The organism is Hydrogenobacter sp. (assembly GCA_041287335.1).
Lineage (GTDB): Bacteria > Aquificota > Aquificia > Aquificales > Aquificaceae > Hydrogenobacter.
Genome location: JBEULM010000047.1, coordinates 39,414 through 59,486, shown reverse-complemented (window position 1 = coordinate 59,486; position 20,073 = coordinate 39,414). Strand labels below are relative to the sequence as shown.

The 20,073-nt window shown below is 42.0% G+C and carries 21 protein-coding genes and 1 tRNA gene; 5 read left to right on the top strand and 17 right to left on the bottom strand.

Annotated features, from left to right (window positions below; translation table 11 throughout):
* Positions 1-27 precede the first annotated feature (27 nt).
* The 3 genes from ABWK04_07065 to ABWK04_07055 are packed head-to-tail and all read right to left on the bottom strand — an operon-like array spanning position 28 to position 3,859.
* Complete coding sequence (locus ABWK04_07065; protein ID MEZ0361633.1) at positions 28-873, bottom strand: fumarate hydratase; 846 nt, start codon at positions 871-873, stop codon at positions 28-30.
* Entirely contained in the window at positions 851-1,858 is a 1,008-nt protein-coding gene (locus ABWK04_07060; GenBank protein ID MEZ0361632.1) for a malate dehydrogenase, read from the bottom strand. The genes ABWK04_07065 and ABWK04_07060 overlap by 23 nt, the downstream gene beginning before the upstream one ends.
* 21 nt (positions 1,859-1,879) lie before the next feature.
* On the bottom strand, positions 1,880-3,859 hold the full coding sequence (locus ABWK04_07055; protein ID MEZ0361631.1) for an aconitate hydratase: 1,980 nt from the start codon (positions 3,857-3,859) through the stop codon (positions 1,880-1,882).
* Between the two features lie 103 nt (positions 3,860-3,962).
* Between ABWK04_07055 and ABWK04_07050 the strand changes: the two genes are divergently transcribed.
* Positions 3,963-5,057: a radical SAM protein gene (locus tag ABWK04_07050; protein ID MEZ0361630.1), complete on the top strand. Its 1,095-nt coding sequence runs from the start codon at positions 3,963-3,965 to the stop codon at positions 5,055-5,057.
* On the opposite strand, the gene lpxD is transcribed toward ABWK04_07050, so the two are convergent.
* From lpxD to ABWK04_07020, 6 genes are all read right to left on the bottom strand, one after another.
* The gene (gene lpxD, locus ABWK04_07045) at positions 5,054-6,028 is read right to left on the bottom strand and encodes a UDP-3-O-(3-hydroxymyristoyl)glucosamine N-acyltransferase (protein ID MEZ0361629.1); all 975 of its coding nucleotides are present in this window, start codon (positions 6,026-6,028) and stop codon (positions 5,054-5,056) included. The two genes, ABWK04_07050 and lpxD, sit on opposite strands and share 4 nt — an antisense overlap.
* Positions 6,025-6,510 carry an OmpH family outer membrane protein gene (locus tag ABWK04_07040; GenBank protein MEZ0361628.1) on the bottom strand — a complete coding sequence of 162 codons (486 nt, stop codon included), beginning with the start codon at positions 6,508-6,510 and terminating at the stop codon, positions 6,025-6,027. The genes lpxD and ABWK04_07040 overlap by 4 nt, the downstream gene beginning before the upstream one ends.
* Before the next feature lie 18 nt (positions 6,511-6,528).
* Positions 6,529-7,764: an ATP-dependent Clp protease ATP-binding subunit ClpX gene (gene clpX / locus ABWK04_07035; protein ID MEZ0361627.1), complete on the bottom strand. Its 1,236-nt coding sequence runs from the start codon at positions 7,762-7,764 to the stop codon at positions 6,529-6,531.
* 33 nt (positions 7,765-7,797) lie between these two features.
* On the bottom strand, positions 7,798-8,397 hold the full coding sequence (clpP, locus tag ABWK04_07030) for an ATP-dependent Clp endopeptidase proteolytic subunit ClpP (GenBank protein MEZ0361626.1): 600 nt from the start codon (positions 8,395-8,397) through the stop codon (positions 7,798-7,800).
* On the bottom strand, positions 8,381-9,670 hold the full coding sequence (gene tig, locus ABWK04_07025; protein MEZ0361625.1) for a trigger factor: 1,290 nt from the start codon (positions 9,668-9,670) through the stop codon (positions 8,381-8,383). Before tig ends, clpP begins: the two co-directional genes overlap by 17 nt.
* A 182-nt stretch (positions 9,671-9,852) precedes the next feature.
* Positions 9,853-10,044, bottom strand: a complete 192-nt coding sequence (locus ABWK04_07020; protein MEZ0361624.1) for an ArsR family transcriptional regulator — start codon at positions 10,042-10,044, stop codon at positions 9,853-9,855.
* A 129-nt stretch (positions 10,045-10,173) separates the two neighbouring features.
* Here ABWK04_07020 and rplM point away from each other — a divergent pair, with 129 nt between their 5' ends.
* The 3 genes from rplM to argC are packed head-to-tail and all read left to right on the top strand — an operon-like array spanning position 10,174 to position 12,052.
* Positions 10,174-10,608 carry a 50S ribosomal protein L13 gene (gene rplM / locus ABWK04_07015; protein ID MEZ0361623.1) on the top strand — a complete coding sequence of 145 codons (435 nt, stop codon included), beginning with the start codon at positions 10,174-10,176 and terminating at the stop codon, positions 10,606-10,608.
* Positions 10,605-11,045 carry a 30S ribosomal protein S9 gene (gene rpsI, locus ABWK04_07010; GenBank protein ID MEZ0361622.1) on the top strand — a complete coding sequence of 147 codons (441 nt, stop codon included), beginning with the start codon at positions 10,605-10,607 and terminating at the stop codon, positions 11,043-11,045. Before rplM ends, rpsI begins: the two co-directional genes overlap by 4 nt.
* Positions 11,030-12,052 carry an N-acetyl-gamma-glutamyl-phosphate reductase gene (gene argC / locus ABWK04_07005; protein ID MEZ0361621.1) on the top strand — a complete coding sequence of 341 codons (1,023 nt, stop codon included), beginning with the start codon at positions 11,030-11,032 and terminating at the stop codon, positions 12,050-12,052. The genes rpsI and argC overlap by 16 nt, the downstream gene beginning before the upstream one ends.
* Here argC and ABWK04_07000 read toward each other — a convergent pair.
* Genes ABWK04_07000 through ABWK04_06980 form a run of 5 tightly spaced genes read right to left on the bottom strand, consistent with a single transcriptional unit; the run spans position 12,049 to position 17,034 of the window.
* The gene (locus ABWK04_07000; protein MEZ0361620.1) at positions 12,049-12,597 is read right to left on the bottom strand and encodes an ATP/GTP-binding protein; all 549 of its coding nucleotides are present in this window, start codon (positions 12,595-12,597) and stop codon (positions 12,049-12,051) included. The two genes, argC and ABWK04_07000, sit on opposite strands and share 4 nt — an antisense overlap.
* Complete coding sequence (locus ABWK04_06995) at positions 12,597-13,289, bottom strand: DUF4388 domain-containing protein (protein MEZ0361619.1); 693 nt, start codon at positions 13,287-13,289, stop codon at positions 12,597-12,599. The genes ABWK04_07000 and ABWK04_06995 overlap by 1 nt, the downstream gene beginning before the upstream one ends.
* Positions 13,290-13,299: 10 nt before the next feature.
* Entirely contained in the window at positions 13,300-13,653 is a 354-nt protein-coding gene (locus tag ABWK04_06990; GenBank protein MEZ0361618.1) for a roadblock/LC7 domain-containing protein, read from the bottom strand.
* Between the two features lie 27 nt (positions 13,654-13,680).
* A complete protein-coding gene (locus ABWK04_06985) occupies positions 13,681-14,541 on the bottom strand; it encodes a permease (GenBank protein MEZ0361617.1) in 861 nt (286 codons plus the stop codon).
* A 39-nt stretch (positions 14,542-14,580) separates the two neighbouring features.
* Positions 14,581-17,034: a CBS domain-containing protein gene (locus ABWK04_06980; GenBank protein MEZ0361616.1), complete on the bottom strand. Its 2,454-nt coding sequence runs from the start codon at positions 17,032-17,034 to the stop codon at positions 14,581-14,583.
* 16 nt (positions 17,035-17,050) lie between these two features.
* Here ABWK04_06980 and dnaN point away from each other — a divergent pair, with 16 nt between their 5' ends.
* Positions 17,051-18,136: a DNA polymerase III subunit beta gene (dnaN, locus tag ABWK04_06975; protein ID MEZ0361615.1), complete on the top strand. Its 1,086-nt coding sequence runs from the start codon at positions 17,051-17,053 to the stop codon at positions 18,134-18,136.
* Here dnaN and gcvPB read toward each other — a convergent pair.
* From gcvPB to ABWK04_06960, 3 genes are all read right to left on the bottom strand, one after another.
* Positions 18,123-19,562 (bottom strand): aminomethyl-transferring glycine dehydrogenase subunit GcvPB, encoded by a 1,440-nt coding sequence (gcvPB, locus tag ABWK04_06970; GenBank protein ID MEZ0361614.1) that lies wholly within the window; start codon positions 19,560-19,562, stop codon positions 18,123-18,125. The two genes, dnaN and gcvPB, sit on opposite strands and share 14 nt — an antisense overlap.
* Before the next feature lie 15 nt (positions 19,563-19,577).
* Positions 19,578-19,653, bottom strand: a tRNA-His gene (locus tag ABWK04_06965).
* A gap of 87 nt (positions 19,654-19,740) precedes the next feature.
* Positions 19,741-20,013 carry an HU family DNA-binding protein gene (locus ABWK04_06960; protein MEZ0361613.1) on the bottom strand — a complete coding sequence of 91 codons (273 nt, stop codon included), beginning with the start codon at positions 20,011-20,013 and terminating at the stop codon, positions 19,741-19,743.
* Positions 20,014-20,073: the final 60 nt, after the last annotated feature.

The following is a 20,073-nucleotide window of genomic DNA, read 5'->3' as shown; positions in this document are numbered from 1 at the left end:
CTACTATGGCTAAAAAAAGTATGTACTTCATAACTCTATTTCTGCATGCCTTGCTGCATGACACTGAATATTGACAGCTACAGGTAGTGAGGCTATGTGACAGGGATAAAGTTCTACCCTCACATCCACAGCTGTTACCGTACCGCCAAAACCCATAGGTCCAAGTCCCAGCTTGTTTATATCCTCTATGAGTTCCTCCTCCATTCTCCTCGCAATGGGATTTTGGCTTCTCTCTCCTGTTTTTCTTAAAAGGGCTTTCTTTGAAAGCAGTGCGCAGTACTCAAAATTTCCACCTATACCTACCCCTACGGTAAGTGGTGGGCATGCGTTTGGTCCTGCGAGCTTTACCGTCTCAAGTATAAACTTCTTCACACCTTCCCAGCCATCCGCAGGTTTGAGCATGGCAAGGCGTGATGTGTTTTCTGAGCCTGCTCCCTTGGGTGCAAAGGTGATCTTAACTCTATCTCCAGAAACTAAGAATGTGTGTATCACCGCAGGCGTGTTGTCTTTCGTGTTCTTTCTTTCAAACACAGGGTCATATACCATAGATGCTCTCAGATATCCATCTGTATAAGCTTGCCTGACACCTTCATTTATAGCATCAACAAGGGATCCACCTGTTATATGGACATCCTGCCCTATCTCCACAAAAACTACAGCCACGCCAGTATCCTGACAGTATGCCATCTGTTCCTCTTTTGAAGCTTGAGCATTTGTAAGTATCTGCCTGATAACTTCTTTCCCTATTTGAGATCTTTCCTTCTCAAGTGCCGATTCAAAGGCGTGAACTACGTCCTCTGGAAGCTCGTAGTTGGCTTTTATGGCTGCTTCCTTTACAGCTCTGACTATATCACCGTAATACACTTCGCGCATGAAGCATTTCCTCCACTACTTTGAGATTTTTCTTCACGGATGCTACGGATCTCCTCCACATTTCCCTCTCTTCTGGTATCATGGGTATATTTATAACTTCTTCCACACCACAGTTTCCAAGTTTTACAGGTACTCCTACGCATATATCCTCAGCTTCGTAGTACTTTCCTTCCTCACCCTCAAGGTAAACGGAGCATGGAAGTATTCTCTTGTTATCCGTCACGATCGCTTCCACCATTTCTACTATGGATGCAGCAGGTGCGTAATAGGCTGAAGTTCCCATGAGGTCAACTATCTCACCTCCTCCAAATTGTGTTCTCTTTATAAGTTCGCTAAGCCTCTCTCTGGGTAGCATATCTTTTAAAGGTATACCTCCCACGTTGGATATGGATATGAGCGGTACCATCTCGTCTCCGTGACCACCTATGACGTAAGCGTGTATATCCTTTGGGGAAACTTTTACTTCCTGTGATATGAAGGTTTTAAACCTCGCAGAATCAAGGACACCTGCCATTCCCATAACTTTCCTTTTGCCAAATCCAAGCATCTTATATACTGCATAAGTCATCAGGTCAACGGGATTAGTCACCACTATAACTATGGAATCTTTGGCATACTGTTTTATCCTTTCTGATATAACAGAGAGTATGGAGAGGTTTTTTTCAAGGAGATCCTCTCTTGACATGCCGGGTCTTCTTGGAAAACCTGCAGTTATTACTATTATATCGCTTCCTTCTAATGCCTCATAGCCGTTACCTTCCGGGCTTATCGTATAGCCATCCACCTTCGCGTCAATATCTATGGCTGCGAGCATCTGCTTTATGTCAAGAGCTTTCCCTTTAACTGGTTCTATAACCTTCTCTCCGTCCTTTCTGGGAATGTCAAACATCCTCACATCTACAAGACCCCTCAAAGCCAAAAGACTCGCCACATGTTCACCTACATTACCGGCACCTATCACCGATACAACTTTCCTCATCTTCATAATTGCTACCCTCCTATCACGTCAATTTACACCGACTTCTTGTTTGTTTTTTATCCATCTTAGAAGCCCTCCCGCTAACAGGACGGATATCTGCTTGGGCGTTAGATTGTACCTGCATACTATCTCTTCCTGTGTAGTTTTATTTATTACAACTATCTCCTTGCCTGTTTGAAGTCTCTCTATAAGTTCTGGCAGGTAAACCTCATCACCCACCGAAAACTTAGCGTAATCTTCTTTATCCGTAAACTCAAGAGGTAGTATGCCAAAGTTGACAAGGTTTGCGTGGTGTATGCGTGCAAAGGATTTGGCTATGACGACTCTTACACCCAAGAATCTCGGAGCGAGCGCAGCGTGTTCTCTTGAAGAACCCTGCCCGTAATTTTCCCCACCTATTATGATGCTCCACTTTTTCTTTTCGTCCCTGATCCCTTTAGCCCTACTTACAAACTCCGGATCTACGTAGTGATAAACATACTCGCTTATGGCGTATATGTTTGACCTCAGAGGTAAAATTTTCGCACCTGCGGGCATTATGTGGTCTGTAGTAATGTTGTCACCTACTATAAGGGAAACTTCTCCCTCTATATATTGCGGGAGTTCGTCAAACTCAGGCAGAGGTGTTATGTTGGGTCCTCTGTATATTTCTACCTTTTTAGCTTCTTCCTCAGGAAGAGGCTCTATAATGGCTTCATCGCCATACGGAAACTTTTCGGGCATCTCTACCTTTATCCATTTTATACCTTCCTTTTGTGCAAGCCTCCTGGGGTCTACGATCTCACCGACAATGGCAGAAGCCACGCAAACTTCGGGAGATGCCAGATAAACCTTTGCATCCTTTGTACCTGCTCTTCCTTCAAAATTTCTATTGAAGCTTCTCAAAGATACTCCTCCGCTCGGTGGAGCGTATCCCATACCTATACATGGACCACAAGCACTCTCCAGTATCCTGGCTCCCGCTTTTAGAAAGTTAAGGAGCATACCATTTTGAGTGATAAGTTCAAGAGCTTGTTTTGAACCTGGTGCAACTGCGAATATCACATCCGGGTGTATTTTTCTACCTTCCAACATCTTCCCAGCACGGGTAAGATCCACAAAAGAAGAATTTGTACATGAACCTATAACTACCTGATCAACCTTTATACCTTCCACCTCACTTACAGGTACTACGTTGTCAGGGGAGTGTGGGCAAGCTATAAGAGGTTCAAGTTCTGAAAGGTTTATCTCTATAACTTCGTCATACTCGGCATCATGATCTGGCAAAAGCTCTATCCAGTCTTCCTCTCTGCCTTGAGCTTTCAGATAAGCTCTTGTTATCTCGTCGGAAGGGAAAATGGATGTTGTAGCTCCAAGCTCTGCGCCCATGTTGGTTATGGTTGATCTTTCAGGAACGGAAAGCTCCCTTATTCCATCTCCAAAGTACTCAAAAATTTTACCGACGCCTCCTTTTACTGTGAGTCTTCTTAAAAGCTCAAGGATTATGTCTTTTGCTGTAACCCAAGGGGGTAACTTCCCGGTCAGTTTGATCCCTATAATTTTTGGCATTTTCAAATAGAAAGGTTCACCCGCCATAGCAGCAGCAACATCAAGACCACCGGCACCTATAGCGAGCATACCTACACCACCCGAAGTTGGGGTATGCGAATCAGATCCGAGCAAAGTTTTCCCGGGCTTTGCAAACCTTTCTACATGCACTTGATGACATATACCGTTTCCCGGTTTTGAGAGGTATATACCGTATCTTTTAGCAACGCTCATAAGATACTTGTGATCGTCAGGATTTTTGAAATCAGTCTGGAGCATATTGTGATCTATGTAACTGACAGAAAGCTCAGTTTTTACTCTATCCACTCCCATGGCTTCAAATTGAAGGTAAGCCATAGTTCCTGTCGCATCTTGTGTCAGCGTTTGATCTATCTTTATAGCTATTTCCTCACCTGTATTTAGCTTTCCGCTTACCAAATGACTTTGCAATATCTTGTAAGCTACCGTACCTTTTGCCATGAAAACCTCCTGTGCAAAAAGTAATGATATATATTATAGACTTTTTATACGCCAAGTGAGGAATTCCTCATAATCATGTGATTGTTGTATATTTATTAAACTTATGGATGATAAGCAAAAGTTCAGGATACTTTCCAAACTGACCACTTTTGAAAGGGATGGAGAAATAAATTTAGAGAGCTGTATTTACTTGACCTCTACACCTAAGGGGAAAGTCCCTATACTCAAAGTTATGCAAACAACCATGTGCGACAGAAACTGTACTTACTGCGTTTTTAGAAGGGATAGGGATAGCACACCGAGGCTTTACATACCGTCTGAGAAACTCGCAAAATCTTTTATGGATATGTACAGGAGCGGAATGGTAAGAGGTCTTTTCCTTTCTTCCGGTATTTTTGGACATCCTGAATTTATCATGGAAAAGATGATAGATACAGTGAAGATCCTACGCGGCAAGTATGCCTTTAATGGTTACGTGCATCTAAAACTTATGCCCGGTGTATCTATCCAGACGGTTGAAGAAGCTCTGAAGGTTGCAAACAGAGTCTCCATAAATATGGAAACTTGTAAAGAGGAAAGACTTAAAAAGATAGCCAAAGGTAAAAGTATTTTAAGAGATATACTTCCCAAAATAGAAACAGTAGACAAACTACTGCCAAAATATAAAGGTAAAAGCCAGATAACTCAAATGATGGTAGGTGTAGATGGAGAAACGGACGAAGAGATAATAAGTGCTATACACTTTCTAAACAGACGTTACAAAATCAGTAGGGTGTATTTTAGCGCCTTCTTTCCGGTAAAAGATACTCCCTTGGAAAATAGACCCCCAGAAAATCCTTTACGAGAATACAGGCTGTATCAATTGGATTTTCTCATAAGGGATTACGGCTTTGATCTTGAGGACATAAAGAGTATACTCGTAAAAGGAAATTTACCTCTCAATAAAGACCCGAAGGAAGCTTGGGCTCAAGCGCATCCGGATCTTTTTCCCGTTGAACTAAATACAGCGGACTATAATCTTCTCATCAGAGTACCGGGTATAGGCATAGAGACTGCAAAGGAGATAATCAAAAGGCGTAGGGGAAAAAGGTTAAGCTCTCCTCAAGACTTAAAAGGCATAAGAAATATCAAAAAGATACTCAACTATACAACTCTGAACGGACGCTACTACGGAAGCAAGTTATCAATATATCTTTAGATCTGACCTTTTTTAAAAAGTTCCGGGAGCTTGAGAAGGTATAAGTATATTCTCTTCCACCTTGTCCATTCTATAGCTGGAAGGTTTGCACCGTAGGTGCGGTTAGGTTCAAGATCGTTCGCTACACCCGATTTTGCGGCTATCTTGACATTATCACCTATGCATACATGATCAGCTACACCCACCTGACCTGCGAGTATGACATTCTTGCCTGTCTTTACACTTCCAGATAAACCTACCTGTGAAACTATCAAATTGTTCTCTCCGATCCTGCAGTTGTGTCCTATCATCACAAGGTTATCAATTTTTGTACCCTTGCCTATAAGTGTTCTGTCTATTAAAGCTCTGTCTATGGTGGTATTTGCACCTATCTCCACATCGTCCTCCACAACTACCTTACCTACGTGATGGAGTTTAGTTATACCCTCCCTGCCTACATGATAGCCAAAACCATCAGCACCTATAACCGTTCCGCTGTGGATTCTGACCCTTTTGCCTATGATACATCCCGGATATATATGCACACCGCTGAATATAATGGTATCATCACCTATCACACAATTATCGCCTATGTAGGAAAAAGGATATATCTTTACCCTATTTCCGATCTCTACACCGTCACCCACATAAGCAAAGGGAGCAATGTATACTTCCTCTCCAACGAAAACATCTTTGCCTATGTATGCTCTTTCTGAAATGCCAGATGGGTGTCTCTCCGGATAGAAGCTTTTTAAAAATAGAGCCATAGCGTGCTTCACATCTTCAACGAGAATATAATTGGAATGCTCTATAGGTTCTTTTACCACTATGGCAAGTTCAAAATTTTTTACTTTTTCAACTTCACTTTTTTCTTGACAAAATACGATAGTGTGAGGTTTTGGATCTTCCGGGGAAGATATGCCAATCACTTCAAAGTCTTCACTACCGTAAAGCTTGCCACCCACTAAATGTGCAACATGTATAAGCCTCATTTACCTTGATCTAAGCTTTTTATTATAGCATCCGTTATGTCTATATCCGGTTGTTTATATACAAAGGCACTACAATCCAATATTCCCGTATAGCCGTTTTTCTTAGCTATACCCTCGGCTATACCTCTGACTTTGTTGAGTATGTCTTCCTCTAATTTGCTTTTTAACTCCATAATGTCTTTCTGAGCTTTTTGTTGGAGTTCCATGCCTTCCGCTTCAACTTTCTGATACTCTTTTATCTTCTCTTCTTTTGCTTTTTGACTGATGCCCTTGCTTTCTATCTGTTTCTTCAGTTCGTCAAGTTTTTTCTGTTTTTCGTCCAACTGTTTTTGATAGTCCTGAACCTTTTTTTTGAGCTGTTCCTGTGCTTGAGAGACTGACTTGGACTCGGAGAGAATTCTGTTTGGGTCCACGCACGCAAATTTTTGCTCCGCTAAGGAAAAACTGCTAAGAAGTAGGCTTGAAAGGATGAGCTTTTTCATATTATCCTCCTTTTTTTATTATACAGCTTCCTTGTAAACATATCTGGGTTTTACTTTGTTTTTTACCACCTTTTCGTCTACAACTACTTTCTTCACTCCTTTCATAGACGGAATTTCAAACATCACCTCCGTCATGATCTCTTCCATTATAGCTCTCAAACCTCTGGCACCTGTTTTTCTCTTAATGCTTTCTTTGGCTATTTCTCTGATAGCTTCATCTGTGAACTCAAGATCCACACCATCCATTTCAAAAAGTTTCTTGTACTGCTTTATGAGTGAGTTTTTGGGTTCTGTTAGTATTCTCACGAGATCATCCTCATCAAGTTCTTCAAGTACAGCAATAACAGGCAATCTTCCTATAAACTCGGGGATGAGACCGAAATGTATAAGGTCGTCAGGCTCCACAAAATCAAGTACGTTCTTTTCTTTAAAAACTCCCTTCACCTGGGATTCAAAGCCTATACTTGATTTCCCAAGCCTCCGCTTTATTATATCTTCAAGACCTACAAAAGCACCTCCGCATATAAAGAGAATGTCGGTGGTATCAACCTGTATAAATTCTTGATGGGGATGTTTTCTTCCACCTTGCGGTGGAACGTTGGCGACTGTTCCCTCCATAATTTTCAAAAGTGCCTGTTGTACTCCTTCACCAGATACATCTCTGGTTATGGATGGGTTTATGCCCGATTTTTTGGCTATCTTGTCTATCTCGTCTATGTATACTATACCTATTTGAGCAAGCTTAACATCGTATCCACAATTTTGCAATAGCCTGGTGAGAACATTCTCCACATCTTCACCTACATAACCCGCTTCTGTAAGACTCGTAGCATCAGCTATGGCGAAGGGTACATTCAAGAGTTTGGCTAAAGTCTTGGCAAGGAGCGTTTTACCAGAACCTGTTGGACCTATGAGAAGTATGTTACTCTTTTCCACTTCAACGTCTCCAAATCCCGTACCCAACTCTTTTGCCTTTACCCTTTTGTAGTGATTGTAAACAGCTACAGAAAGTATCTTTTTTGCTTTTTCCTGACCTATCACGTAATCATCAAGAAATTTCTTTATCTGCTCAGGTGTTGGTATACTTGTGAGTCCACGATATGTCTGTTGTTTTTTCTGCTCTTTTATAACAGAACTGCATGCCTCTACGCATCTGTCACATATAAAGGTGTCGTTAGGTCCAGCTATGAGAACTAAGACCTCGTCCTGTGATCTTCCACAAAAGGAACAGCGGTTTTTTGCATATGTCTTCATGCTACCTGATTTCTCCTAAAAAATATATTTCCATCACTGCCTTTTTTCAATTACCCTGTCTACAAGTCCATACTCTCTCGCCTCTTGAGCTGACATGAAGTAATCCCTTTCTACATCCCTTTCTATGCGTTCAAGTGGTTGTCCCGTATGTTTTGAAAGTATCTCGTTAAGCATGTGCTTTATTCTCTTTATTTCCTCTGCATGTATTATGATGTCCGTTGCCTGCCCTGTTATGCCTCCTATAGGTTGATGTATCATTATGCGCGAGTGCGGTAAAGCGTACCTTTTGCCCGGAGAACCAGCAGCGAGAAGCACCGCTCCCATAGATGCCGCCTGTCCTATGCATATAGTTACTATATCAGGTTTTATGTACTGCATAGTATCGTATATTGCCATGCCTGCGGTAACCGAACCACCGGGAGAGTTTATGTACATGTATATGTCTTTCTCAGGATCTTGGGCTTCCAAAAAGAGTAGTTGAGCCACTATGAGATTGGCTATGTGATCATCTATGGGATAACCTAAAAGAACTATTCTATCTTGAAGGAGTCTTGAGTATATGTCGTAAGCTCTTTCACCCCTTGGCGTTTGCTCTATAACTATGGGGACGAGTTGATCAATTATTTCCTTCATCGCTCTTCTCCTCTCTTTCCTTTATAACAGCTTTACTTATTATATCACTGAACGCTTTTTCCCTTAGTATGTCTTCAAGAAGTACGCTTTCAATATTTTCTTGCCTAAAGTAATTCTTCATCTCTTCAACGCTCCTTCCATACTGACGTGCAAGATCTTCGTACTTCTTTTCCAGATCTCCTTCACTAACCTGCAAACCTTTTTCTTTAGCATATTTTTCGAGGATATACCTCAGTTTTACGTTAAACACAGCCTGCGGTGTAAACTCTTCAGCCATAGCTTTATAGTTGAGGTATCTTGTATCTATACCGTACTGAGAAAGTTCCTGTACTCTCCTTTCTACAAGATGGGAGATCTCACGCGATAAGAGAGTTTGGGGAATATTGAAATCAAACATCTCAACGAGCTTCTTAGCTACAGCTTCCTCGATCATAGCCCTCTTCATACGCTCTATACCCTCTTTGACCTCTTGTCTTATTTTTTCTTCAGCTTCCTGCCAAGTTTGACCCAGACCTAACTCTTTTGCAAAGTCGTCGCTTACCTCAGGAAGCACTTTTTCTTTTACGCTCTTTATAAATAGCTTTACCCTCGCCTTGCCCGCTTCCTTTCCTTCAGTATCGTAAAGGGTAAGCTCTTCAAAGATAAGCTCATCCCCCTCTCTCTTGCTCACGAGAGCGGTATCTATCTCCTCTCTGAACATTCTCTGCCCAACTATTCCTGAGGTTTCCCCATGTGTACTTTCTCCACTACCTATTTGCTCTATGTTGTATTCAACCGATACGAGATCCCCATCTTTTATCTCTCTGTCTGTAGGTTGCCAGATTGCATGCTCTTCTCTTAGCTGTTCTATCCTTTTTTTAACTAGTTCTTCATCAAACTCCACTTTTCTAACTTCCACCTCTATACCTTCCAGATCTTTGAGTTCAAACTCTGGGGGTGTTTCAAAGGCAACCCTGTATGTTAGTTTAGGTATTGACTCCTCAAGTTTTACCTCCTCCAAGAATATATCCGCTACTGGTTTTAGTTTGCTCTCTTCTATAGCTGATCGGAGCGTTTCGTTGGCTATTATCTTTCCCACCTCTTCTTGAATGTGATCCCTGTACCTTGCTTTTATTATCCATAGTGGTACAGCGCCTTTCCTAAAGCCCTCTATACTTACACTCTCTTTTAAATGTTTATAAACTTCCTCAAGGGCAGACTTGACTATATCACCTTCCACTTCAACGCTCAGCTCTTTAAAAAGCCCTTCTCTCTCTTTTACAGAAACTTTCATTCATTGCCTCCTTCTTAAAAGCTAAATCTGTATAAGTTTAACACACAAAAGGTTCAAGTGGAAGTTTCTAAGGGATAGCCTGCTCTTTTCCAGCCTTCTACACCGCCACTTAATACCTTAACCTTTTCGTAACCCCTCTCTAAATATGTTGCTGCCACACGGGCAGAAGTCGCTTCATGAGGTCACGCACAGTAAAAGATGATCTCTTTACCTTGTGCTAACGATGGTTGGGCTTCAAGCTGGCTCAGGAATATAGCCCCTTCAAGCTTTAGACTCCTGCATCTCTCGTCACTGTATGCACACACGAGTAACGCTTCTCCAGAAAGTACCTTCTTGCGCGCAAGATCTGGACTTATTCTTTCTGGCTCCATCATTTTAACACCTCCTTATAAGGAGAAACTTAGAGCAGGTAAACCGCTATGTCAAATGGATTTTTTTGTTGCCTTTTTACCAAGATAAGGTTATAATATAACATTCCCAAATAAGTTAAAAGGAGCCGAGAGATGAAGACATACAGGGTAAAACCTGAGAATGTAGAGAGAACTTGGTGGGTGGTAGATGCTCAAGGGAAAACCTTGGGAAGACTTGCCTCACACATAGCTAAGATACTAATGGGAAAGCACAAACCTTATTACCAACCTGATGTAGATTGCGGAGATTTCGTGGTTGTATTAAACGCAGGAAAGATAAAAGTCACAGGTAAAAAACCTAAGCAGAAGATTTACGCCTTTCACACTAACTATCCGGGTGGTATAAAGGAGCGGTCACTCGGGTGGATGTTAGAGAATAAACCTGAAGAAGTTATAACGCTTGCCGTCAAGAGGATGCTTCCCAAAAACAAACTTGGACACAGGATGCTAAAGAGATTAAAAGTTTATGCAGGCTCAGAGCATCCTCATCAAGCGCAAAAGACTCAACTTCTGGAGGTAAAAGCATGATAACCAAACTGAAAGACTTTCGTATAGGCTTTGACAATGCGTATTATGGCACAGGCAGGAGAAAGGAAAGCATAGCGAGAGTGTGGCTTTTGAGAAACACCGATAAAATGGTGATCAAGGCAAAGGACAGTTGTAAGGAATTTCCTATGAAGGATTATCTACAGCGCGACAGTCTTTTCAGTAAGGTACTTTATCCTATAAAGCTGGCGGGACTTGATGGTAAGTTCGGCATTTACGCTACGGTGGAGGGAGGAGGCATATCCGGACAGGCTGAAGCCATCATGTACGGTGTTGCGAAAGCTCTACTCAAATATAACCCGGATCTAAGACAGACCCTCAAAAAGGCCGGACTGCTCAAAAGGGATTCAAGGGAAAAGGAAAGAAAGAAGTACGGACTTATGAAAGCAAGAAAAGGCTACAGATGGAGCAAACGTTAAAGGTATGCGTATATGGTGCTACAGGCTATACAGGTATTGAGCTTCTGCGCTATCTTACCAATCATCCTCACGTAAGGGTGGTAAGCGCTGTATCAAAAACTTACGCAGGAAGATACATATCTGATCTCCTGCCGTACTTTTCCCATTTTTACCTATCTAAGCTGATGCTGACAGAGGAACCGCAGGAAGACTTTGACTTAGCTTTTCTGTGTCTTCCTCACGACGTATCATTAAGCACCGCACCTTCACTTCTTGAAAAGGGTAAGCTCGTCGTAGACCTTTCGGGAGCTTACAGGATAAGCGATCCCAATCTTTACCCTGAGTTTTACGGCTTTGAACACACGCATAGGGAACTTTTACAGCATGCGGTATATGGTCTTCCCGAGATATTCAGAGAGATCATAAAAAGGGGGAGGTTCGTTGCAAATCCGGGTTGCTATCCAACAGCAGTACTCCTTGGGCTATATCCTTTCCTCAAAGAAGGCGTAAGCTTTGATAAAGTCATAGTTGATGCTATTTCTGGTGTATCAGGAGCAGGCAGAAAAACCACACAACACTTTCACTACCCTGAAATGGAACAGAGCATAATAGCTTACTCTGTACACAAACACAGGCATACTCCCGAAATGGAGGATATCATAAAGAGAATATCTGGCAAGCACGTAAAAGTGAGGTTTACTCCAAAGGTAGTTCCAACATCACGAGGTATGCTCGCCACCATTTATCTGCATACTGAGGAAAAGCATGTAGAGGAACTATTTTGGGAAACTTACAAAGAGGAGAGATTTGTAAAGGTTGTAAAAGATCCTCCTACTACAAAATATGTTATAGGGACTAACATGTGCTTGCTTTATCCTTATTACGATGAGAGAACACAGATAGCTGTTATAGTAAGCGTCATTGATAATCTCGGGAAAGGGGCATCCTCTCAGGCTGTCCAAAATATGAACCTAATGCTGGGGTTTGAGGAAAGTACCGGTATAGAAACTCTCGCACTCTTTCCTTAACTGAGAAGTTCTTCCTTTATTATGTTCAAGAGTGTAAGTAAAGTGTTTTTTACACTCTCTTTATCAATCGCCGAAACGGGAAGAACAGGGATACCTTCATCTTCATCTATATCAAGTGCAGTTCTTACATCTTCAGGTCTCCACGCATTGGGAAGATCCTGTTTGTTAGCACCTACCACCATAGGTACTGGAAACCTTGACTGAAAGAAGTTTATGATCCGCCTAGCCTCATGAAAAGTGGAAGGATCTGTACTGTCAACGAGAAGAATTATCCCTAAGGCACCCTCGCCGAGTATGTCCCACATAAAATCAAATCTTGACTGTCCAGGTGTACCAAAAAGGTAAAGTTCGTGTTCGTCATCTATCCTTATCTTCCCAAAATCCATAGCGACAGTGGTGTAATCCTTTACGTTCCTCTCTCCCAAAGCCCTGGTTTTTCTTTCCGTTTTTACTGTCTTTATCTCGCTGACTGTGTTTATAAACTGTGTTTTTCCAGCTGCGAAAGGACCAGCAACCACTATTTTTATCTTCTTTATGGGCTTCATCACAACTCCTTTATCCTCTCTATGATCCTTGCAAGGAGTTCTAAAGTTATGGAAGGCTTATGTCTTTTCTCCCTCTTCTTCCTCTTTATTGCGCTGAGTGCCAAAAGTCCATACAGCGTTCTATCTACGCTCAGATTATCAAGCCCAGATTCGCGTCTTATATCCATGACGCTTCTTTCACCGTCAACAAGCATGAGGATCCTCTCCTCGTCCCTCGTAAGCTCAGCTTTCCTTACCTTCTCCACATAATCCTGGGATCTCTCAAAAGTTAGGAATTCATCCGATATTTTTCTCTCCACCTCTTCAGGTGTCAGCATTCTTGATGCTATCATTATAAGCTTCTCTATGGGATAATGAACAGGCATATCCGAATTGTACCTTATAAAGCCAGGCGTAAAGGAAAAAATGCCTTCCTTACTACCGAGCTTTGTAATCAGGAACCTCTCCACAGTTTTTGGAAGATTCTCCCTTGATATCCTAAGCTTGTCTATCAGATTATCAAAATCTCTATCCGCATAAACCCTGAAAACCCTGTCAACTGGTCTTGCAAAAACTATCTCCCCATCCTTCACATAATATGCCACTGTCATGTCTTGCCACTCAACAAGCAGTATACCGCTTCTTTTATCTTTTGCGAGTATTTGAAATATATCTACAAAGCTAAAGGTGCTTAAGTCCCCCGTTAGTGCCATAACTCTCCTTTTAAATAAGTGCCTTCAACTTTTCCTGAGCCTTTTTTATCTCCATGAGCAGGAGACCCAGCTTGGCGTTGTTGTCTGCAAGTACCACCATTACTGCATCCTGACCCACACCTGTCAGTATGACATACCCGTTATCCCCCTTTATGGTTATTTGCTCAAGCCCTCCCTTTGCAAGTTCTTCGGATACTCTTTCACCTAAGGAAAGTATAGCAGCGCTCATAGCAGCTATTCTATCCTCCTCAAGACCGGGTTTTAATACCGAAGATATGGGAAGCCCATCCGCAGACACAAGGGATGCTCCTTCTAATCCCGTATTCTTTATAAGTTCTTGAAGCACCTGCATGTACTTATCCATTTTTCCCTCCTGTTTATAAGTATATCACTAAAATAATACATCAAGCATAAAACCCAGTAAAGTTGAGAGAAAAAACCATGAAACTGTGTACACCAAAACCACCCTTAAGGGTAGGAAGCTCTTGACCGCAAATATGGTAGGTAGGCATATACCGCTACTTGCAAGCATGAAGGTAAAGGCATTACCGTAAGTAAAACCCACCTGTGTTAGAGCCTTAGCTATAAGAACATCTTCACCTGAACACACGTATATGGGTATGGATACGAGAGATATGAGAGGATAGGAAAGGGGACTGCCAGCAATGTAGCTTACCGCTTTAGTTGGCACGAATGTTTTAATGAGTGAAGCTATAACTATACCAATCAGTATGTATCTTCCTGTAAAAAGGATATGGTATTTAAGGGATTTGAAAAGTATAACCGTTTTTCTTTCCGTGTTTTCTCGCTTGAAATCTGCCAATAGAGGTATGCTCCCTCCCTTTTTGAATAGTGCGTCTACAGTGTAGGCTACCGCAATAGCAAAGGCAAGTGTACCAAAGGTTCTCAGCACAGCCGCTTTAAGACCAAAAAAGCCATAAGTCAGGATAACCGTAATAGGTGAAACTACCGGTGCAACTATCAAGAAGGCTATCACACTAGAGTAGCTCTTAGATAGGCTATTTATGAGATGTGCGATAGGTATCATAGAACACGAGCACAAAGGCAGAAAACCACCAAAAGATGCGGTTAAAAATGGGGCAATTTTCCTTTTCGTTATAAAATTCTTCAGCCAACTGAGTTTTGCGTATGTTTGGATCAGGGAGGTAATAAGTGTGGCAAGTAGGTAGTAAGGTAATATATCAACGCTGTAATCATAAAAGGTACTTAAGAGTAAACCTAAATATTCCATAGTAGTATTAAAATATAACACTGGTAAGCCTTACCTATCTTATTCATCCATTACTCTCATTTTCTCCTTTTCTATAGCTTCTCCGAGATTCCTTCCTGTTAATCCTTTGAATTTTTCTACATCAACCTTTACAGATCTCAGCTTCTCAAGGTACAGTTTGACCTTCTCTTTTAAGCTATCTTCAGTCATGAGAAGCAGTATGAAAGGCAATGGTTTATCCTTTAGGGAAAGGTATATTTCCGAATTCTTCCTTGCAGTAAAAAGTTTTTTCGTCACATCTTTATAGTGCATTTTTATTTGTTCGTAAGTTTCCCTGACCCACGCTGGCGCACTTATTTCCGTCAAAAAGGCTCTACCTTCTTGCACATCCGTATCCTTAAGTAAGACAAGAAGATAAACCCATCCGTAATCTATAACTTCTTTAGGGAATTGTATTTTATGCCATGCGATCACATTTCGCAGATTCATAAGCCTTTCTTCAAGCTTTGAAGACCACTTTATCCCCTTAAATACTTGCTCCAGTACTCCGTACTTTCTGTAAAGCTCAAGTATCTCAAGTATTCTCTCTTCCCTCAAGGCTAACCTGACCTCGTTCATTATCCTACCTTTTGGAGCTGAAGATATGAGTCCCAAAAGAACAGCGTTTTTAAGCAATCTTTCTGTGCTCTTTGAAAGCTTAAATCCGAGTCTTCCTGCAAATCGTAAAGCTCTGAGAATTCTTACGGGATCTTCTACAAAACTCAGGGGGTGAAGAACCCTTATGAGCCTGTCCTTGAGGTCCTTCAAACCCCCAAAGTAATCTATAAGAGTGCCAAAATCCTCTGAGTTTACGGATATAGCCATGGCGTTTATGGTAAAATCTCTGCGCAAAAGATCTTCTCTAAGGGATGCATACTCTACTAAAGGGTACGCACCAGGGTGGGGATAGGTTTCCCTTCTTGTAGTCGCAAACTCAAGCTTTAAATCTTTCAATTTTATGTGAGCTGTACCGAACTCAGGGAAAGGATGAAAGGTAAGTCCGTACTTTTGTGCTAACACTTGAGCCACTTTGATAGCGTCTCCTTCAATTACAAAATCAACATCCCAAACATCTTTTTTTAAGAGTATATCCCTTACCGCACCACCCACCAGATACGCTTTAAATCCGAAGGTTCCCGCTATAAGACCTACTTCTCTACTTATCTGCGCCACCTTAAAGGGAAGTTCCACCTTTCGCTCGTATGCTTTTAACCTTTCCGTTTGCTGTCTCATACTGTAAAGGAGATCAAGCCTCGTTACTACCCCAACAAGCCTATCTTTGTCAACCACAGGTATGAGCTTCTCTCCGTATCGGGAAAGTATCTCTTCAGCCTTCCATATAAAATCTTCGGGTGTCAGTGTGTGAAACTCTTCTACCATAAAGTCTTTTACAGGCTTGTCAGGATAATGTTTTACCGCTCTCAACAGATTTTTCTTATAAACTATGCCCACGAGCTTGCCAGTATCATCCACGACCGGAGCGCCAGCAAAGTTTCTCTGAGAAAGTTCAAGTATGGCATCTGATATGAGCGTACCCTGATGCAATACGAAAGCTGGAGACGTCATCACATCTTTTACCTTCAGCATCACCTTTTTACCTTCAAGCAGGGATGTTAATATGGATTTGATCCTTTCCGCATCCACACCTTCCAATTTGGTAGCGCTCGCAAAGGCATGTCCACCACCACCTATATATTCAAGTACCTTACTTACATCAAACTCTTCCTTTATGCTCCTTCCGAAAACATAAGTTTTATGACCAGCCGATACTATAACGAAGAGTGCAGAAGCTTCTTTAACTTCCTTGAGTTCATACAGGATACGCAGTACGTCAGGTTGATATTCTTCCGATTTGACCGAGGCTATAATAACCTTTTTACCGTTGAGAAAAAGGGATTCTATAGATTGTAAGTGCTTGGAGAGAATATCTATCTGCTCCTTACTGAGCGTATCGGAAAGATATTTACGAACAAGCCTGAGGTTTACACCCTTTTCAAGTAACCAAGCGAGAGCCCTGGCATCCCTCGCAGTTGTACCCTCGTAACTTAAAAAGCCAGTGTCTTCGTATATTCCAAAGCTGAGAAGCGTCGCAGACTCCGGAGAAATATCCATATCTTTAGCCATTAGCTCTTCAACCACAAGGGTCGTTGCGCTCCCTACTTGCTCTAACTTCCCTTTTACACCATCTATGCGGGTCGGGTGGTGGTCATAAATAATCACATCTTTTACCCTGTCTTTGAACTCTTCCAGGTATATTTGGTAATTTTGCGTATCCGTAAGTATAAGCTCAAACTCCTGAGGAGGATCTTGCGTTAACCTAAAAAGGTGCATAAAGTCCTTGAAAACCTCGCTCGCCTTTCTTGAAAGCCACCTCGGTTTGAGAAGTTTACTTTCTGGATAAATAAGGAGTAATCCGTAAGCCGAAGACAGCGCATCAAGATCGGCTCCTTCTTCCAAAACTATCACTTTTTCCATGCTATAATCTTAAGTTATGAGGTTTTCAATAGATAGGGAGGAATTTCTCGAGGTACTTCAAAAAGCAAAGAGCGCAACGGAAAAAAGATCGGCTCTTCCCGTACTTAACAACTTCTTGCTTTATGCCGAAAGAGGTTTGCTTACTGTTAGAGCTACAGACCTTGAGAATTTTCTCACTTTTACAATAAAAGCTGAGATCTCCGCAGAGGGATCTCTGGCAGTGAATGCCGACAAACTCACGAATGTTGTAAAGTCTATACCCTCCACCACTTTGTATGCGGAATTAAAGGAAGGTAAGTTATCTTTAACAGGTGGTAGGAGCAAGTTTAATCTCACGGCTATTGATCCAGAAGATTTTCCCGAGTTTCCAGAAATCAAGCTTAGCGCTGAGATACCTGCAAGCGATCTACTCAAAGCCATAGATAAGGTAGAATATGCCATATCAAAGGAAGACACAAGATATGCCCTTCAGGGTATGTACGTTCATCAGTACAAGGATAGAACTCACTTTGTAGGTTCTGATGGTCACAGACTCGCTTTATACTACACTCAGTCATCCTTCCCCCTTGAGCTTCTGATCCCGAGAAAGAGTCTTAAGATAATAGAAAAGCTTCTTCGCGATTACGTGGGTGAGCTTACCGCTGGCAGAGACGAATCTTTTGCCCACATAAAGGGTGATTACTTTAGTCTTTCGGTGAGGCTCCTTGAGGGTGAATATCCTGATTATCTCTCCGTTATTCCGGAAAGCTTTAATTCCGAAGTTCTAATAGATAGAGCCGAATTTTTAAACTCGCTGAAGCGTTTATCTGCTATAGCGGAAGGTTCTGCCTTTCCCGTAAAGATCAGTCTTCAGGATAACCTTGCCATCTTTGAGATATCAGAACCTGAGTACGGTGAAGGTAAGGACGAGATGGAAGTAGATTACACTCAAGAACCTATAGAGCTCGGTTTCAATGGTAAGTATCTGATAGAAGCTTTAGAAAGTTTTGATACGGATAAGGTGCTATTGAAAATCGTGGATGCAGATACAGCTGTAGTAATAGAAAGCGAAGACCCAAAAGAAGATCCTTACCTCTGTCTTATTATGCCTATGAGGATCTAAAGCGCAGTATTGGTTTTCTGTTAGCTTCAGCCTCCTTTATTCTCTTTACCGGTGTTTTTTGTGGAGATGCCTTTACGATCTTAGGATTCTCCTTAGCTTCCCTGATTATATCTTTTAAAGCCTCCGCAAAAGATATGAGCGTGTCTATACTCTCGGTTTCTGTAGGTTCTATCATGAGTGCCTCTTTTACCACGAGAGGGAAATAAACGGTCGGCGCGTAAAAACCTCTATCCAAAAGGGCTTTTGCAATATCTATTGCCTTTACATCGTACTCGGCAAGATTTACGGCGGACAAAACGAATTCGTGCATGCAAGGTACGTGCTTATATGGATCAAAAAGATGATCTTTCAAAAGGTATCTGAGATATCTTGCATTTAAAACAGCATACCCAGAAACCTTATTTATACTCTGTCCGTAGCTAAGTATGTAAGCGAGAGCTTTTAAAAATACACCGAAATGTCCGTAAAAAGTAAGAATCTTTCCAACGCTTTTGGGATTTTCCCAGTTTAAAAAATACCTTTCTCCATCAAAATCCACCTGAGGTACGGGCAAGTAAGGTTTTAGTTTTTCAGAAACGCCCACGGCACCTCCTCCTGGACCTCCTCCACCATGAGGGGTTCCAAAAGTCTTGTGAAGATTAAAATGCATAACGTCCACACCCCAAAGACCTGGTTTTGCTCGTCCTACAATGGCATTAAAGTTGGCACCATCCATGTACAGCAAAGCATCCCTTTCGTGTAAAGCGTCGGCTATCTGTTTTATTTGCCTTTCAAAAATACCGAGCGTATTTGGGTTGGTTATCATAAGCCCTGCCACATCGTCTCCCAGCTTATTGGAAAAGTCTTTCCAGTCAAGTTCACCGTTAGCATCGCTCTTTACAGTAACCACTTCAAAACCGCATATAGAAGCTGATGCCGGATTTGTGCCATGTGCGGAATCCGGTATGAGTATCTTTCTCTTGCCTTCATTCCCCCTATCTTTGTGATAGGAACGCATGAGGATAAGCCCCAGAAGCTCGCCGTGAGCACCTGCCGCTGGCTGAAGGCTGACTTCAGAAAACCCTCCCAACTCTCTGAGAAGTTCCTTAAGTAAATACATTACCTCAAGGCTACCCTGCACGTAATCCTCAGGTGTCATAGGATGTACATTTGTAAACTCTTCCCACTTAGAAAGTTCTTCACCTATTCTCGGATTGTACTTCATACTGCAAGAACCCAGAGGATAGAAATTTGTATCAACCGAGTAGTTCAGCTGTGAAAGTCTGGTATAGTGTCTTACCACATCAAGCTCCGAAACTTCTGGAAAGTTAATCTCCTTTCTGAAGTATTCACCGAGATATTCTTTTAGATTAGCCTCAGGAACATCTAAAGTAGGGAGGGAGTAACCTTTCCTTCCGCTTTTTGAAAGCTCAAAAATGAGTTCCATTAGCCTTCCTCTTAGTGGGGAGGGTGACGGGACTCGAACCCGCGACCCGTGGATCCACAGTCCACTGCTCTACCAACTGAGCTACACCCTCCTGCTGTTTAATTATACTCCAAGATGTAAAAACTACAACAATAAGTCGAAGGGGGAAGGGGATCCCCCAAAAGAAAAAAGCGGGATGTTACTTTATAGATTCTCTGAGATCCTTGGCTGGTCTGAAGGTTACTACTTTCCTGGCAGGAATGTTGATGACAGCACCTGTTCTGGGATTTCTCCCCTTCCTTGCCGCCCTTTTTCTTACGGTAAATATACCAAAGCCGGGTATGGCAACCCTTTCCCCTTTCTTAAGGGATCCGGCTATAGCGGATATAGCTGATTTTAGGGCAGCATCAGCCTGCTTCTTGGTTATACCCGCTCCCTTCGCAACAGCGGAAACAAGCTCAGCTTTTGTCATGGTCAATCCCTCCTTACAGAAGTTTTACTCGGAATATAATAATACATCAGGTTTTAAAAT

What these genes read in the sequence shown, in the direction of transcription:
- ABWK04_06995 (MEZ0361619.1), bottom strand. Translation starts at nt 13,289, where the DNA reads ATGGCACTAACGGGGGACTTAAGCACCTTTAGCTTTGTAGATATATTT.
- lpxD (MEZ0361629.1), bottom strand. Translation starts at nt 6,028, where the DNA reads ATGAGGCTTATACATGTTGCACATTTAGTGGGTGGCAAGCTTTACGGT.
- ABWK04_06985 (MEZ0361617.1), bottom strand. Translation starts at nt 14,541, where the DNA reads ATGGAATATTTAGGTTTACTCTTAAGTACCTTTTATGATTACAGCGTT.
- ABWK04_07050 (MEZ0361630.1), top strand. Translation starts at nt 3,963, where the DNA reads ATGGATGATAAGCAAAAGTTCAGGATACTTTCCAAACTGACCACTTTT.
- ABWK04_07060 (MEZ0361632.1), bottom strand. Translation starts at nt 1,858, where the DNA reads ATGAAGATGAGGAAAGTTGTATCGGTGATAGGTGCCGGTAATGTAGGT.
- ABWK04_06960 (MEZ0361613.1), bottom strand. Translation starts at nt 20,013, where the DNA reads ATGACAAAAGCTGAGCTTGTTTCCGCTGTTGCGAAGGGAGCGGGTATA.
- ABWK04_06980 (MEZ0361616.1), bottom strand. Translation starts at nt 17,034, where the DNA reads ATGGAAAAAGTGATAGTTTTGGAAGAAGGAGCCGATCTTGATGCGCTG.
- ABWK04_07040 (MEZ0361628.1), bottom strand. Translation starts at nt 6,510, where the DNA reads ATGAAAAAGCTCATCCTTTCAAGCCTACTTCTTAGCAGTTTTTCCTTA.
- tig (MEZ0361625.1), bottom strand. Translation starts at nt 9,670, where the DNA reads ATGAAAGTTTCTGTAAAAGAGAGAGAAGGGCTTTTTAAAGAGCTGAGC.
- ABWK04_06990 (MEZ0361618.1), bottom strand. Translation starts at nt 13,653, where the DNA reads ATGGATAAGTACATGCAGGTGCTTCAAGAACTTATAAAGAATACGGGA.
- gcvPB (MEZ0361614.1), bottom strand. Translation starts at nt 19,562, where the DNA reads ATGGAACTCATTTTTGAGCTTTCAAAAAGCGGAAGGAAAGGTTACTCC.
- ABWK04_07055 (MEZ0361631.1), bottom strand. Translation starts at nt 3,859, where the DNA reads ATGGCAAAAGGTACGGTAGCTTACAAGATATTGCAAAGTCATTTGGTA.
- clpX (MEZ0361627.1), bottom strand. Translation starts at nt 7,764, where the DNA reads ATGAAGACATATGCAAAAAACCGCTGTTCCTTTTGTGGAAGATCACAG.
- dnaN (MEZ0361615.1), top strand. Translation starts at nt 17,051, where the DNA reads ATGAGGTTTTCAATAGATAGGGAGGAATTTCTCGAGGTACTTCAAAAA.
- ABWK04_07020 (MEZ0361624.1), bottom strand. Translation starts at nt 10,044, where the DNA reads ATGATGGAGCCAGAAAGAATAAGTCCAGATCTTGCGCGCAAGAAGGTA.
- argC (MEZ0361621.1), top strand. Translation starts at nt 11,030, where the DNA reads ATGGAGCAAACGTTAAAGGTATGCGTATATGGTGCTACAGGCTATACA.
- clpP (MEZ0361626.1), bottom strand. Translation starts at nt 8,397, where the DNA reads ATGAAGGAAATAATTGATCAACTCGTCCCCATAGTTATAGAGCAAACG.
- ABWK04_07000 (MEZ0361620.1), bottom strand. Translation starts at nt 12,597, where the DNA reads ATGAAGCCCATAAAGAAGATAAAAATAGTGGTTGCTGGTCCTTTCGCA.
- ABWK04_07065 (MEZ0361633.1), bottom strand. Translation starts at nt 873, where the DNA reads ATGCGCGAAGTGTATTACGGTGATATAGTCAGAGCTGTAAAGGAAGCA.
- rpsI (MEZ0361622.1), top strand. Translation starts at nt 10,605, where the DNA reads ATGATAACCAAACTGAAAGACTTTCGTATAGGCTTTGACAATGCGTAT.
- rplM (MEZ0361623.1), top strand. Translation starts at nt 10,174, where the DNA reads ATGAAGACATACAGGGTAAAACCTGAGAATGTAGAGAGAACTTGGTGG.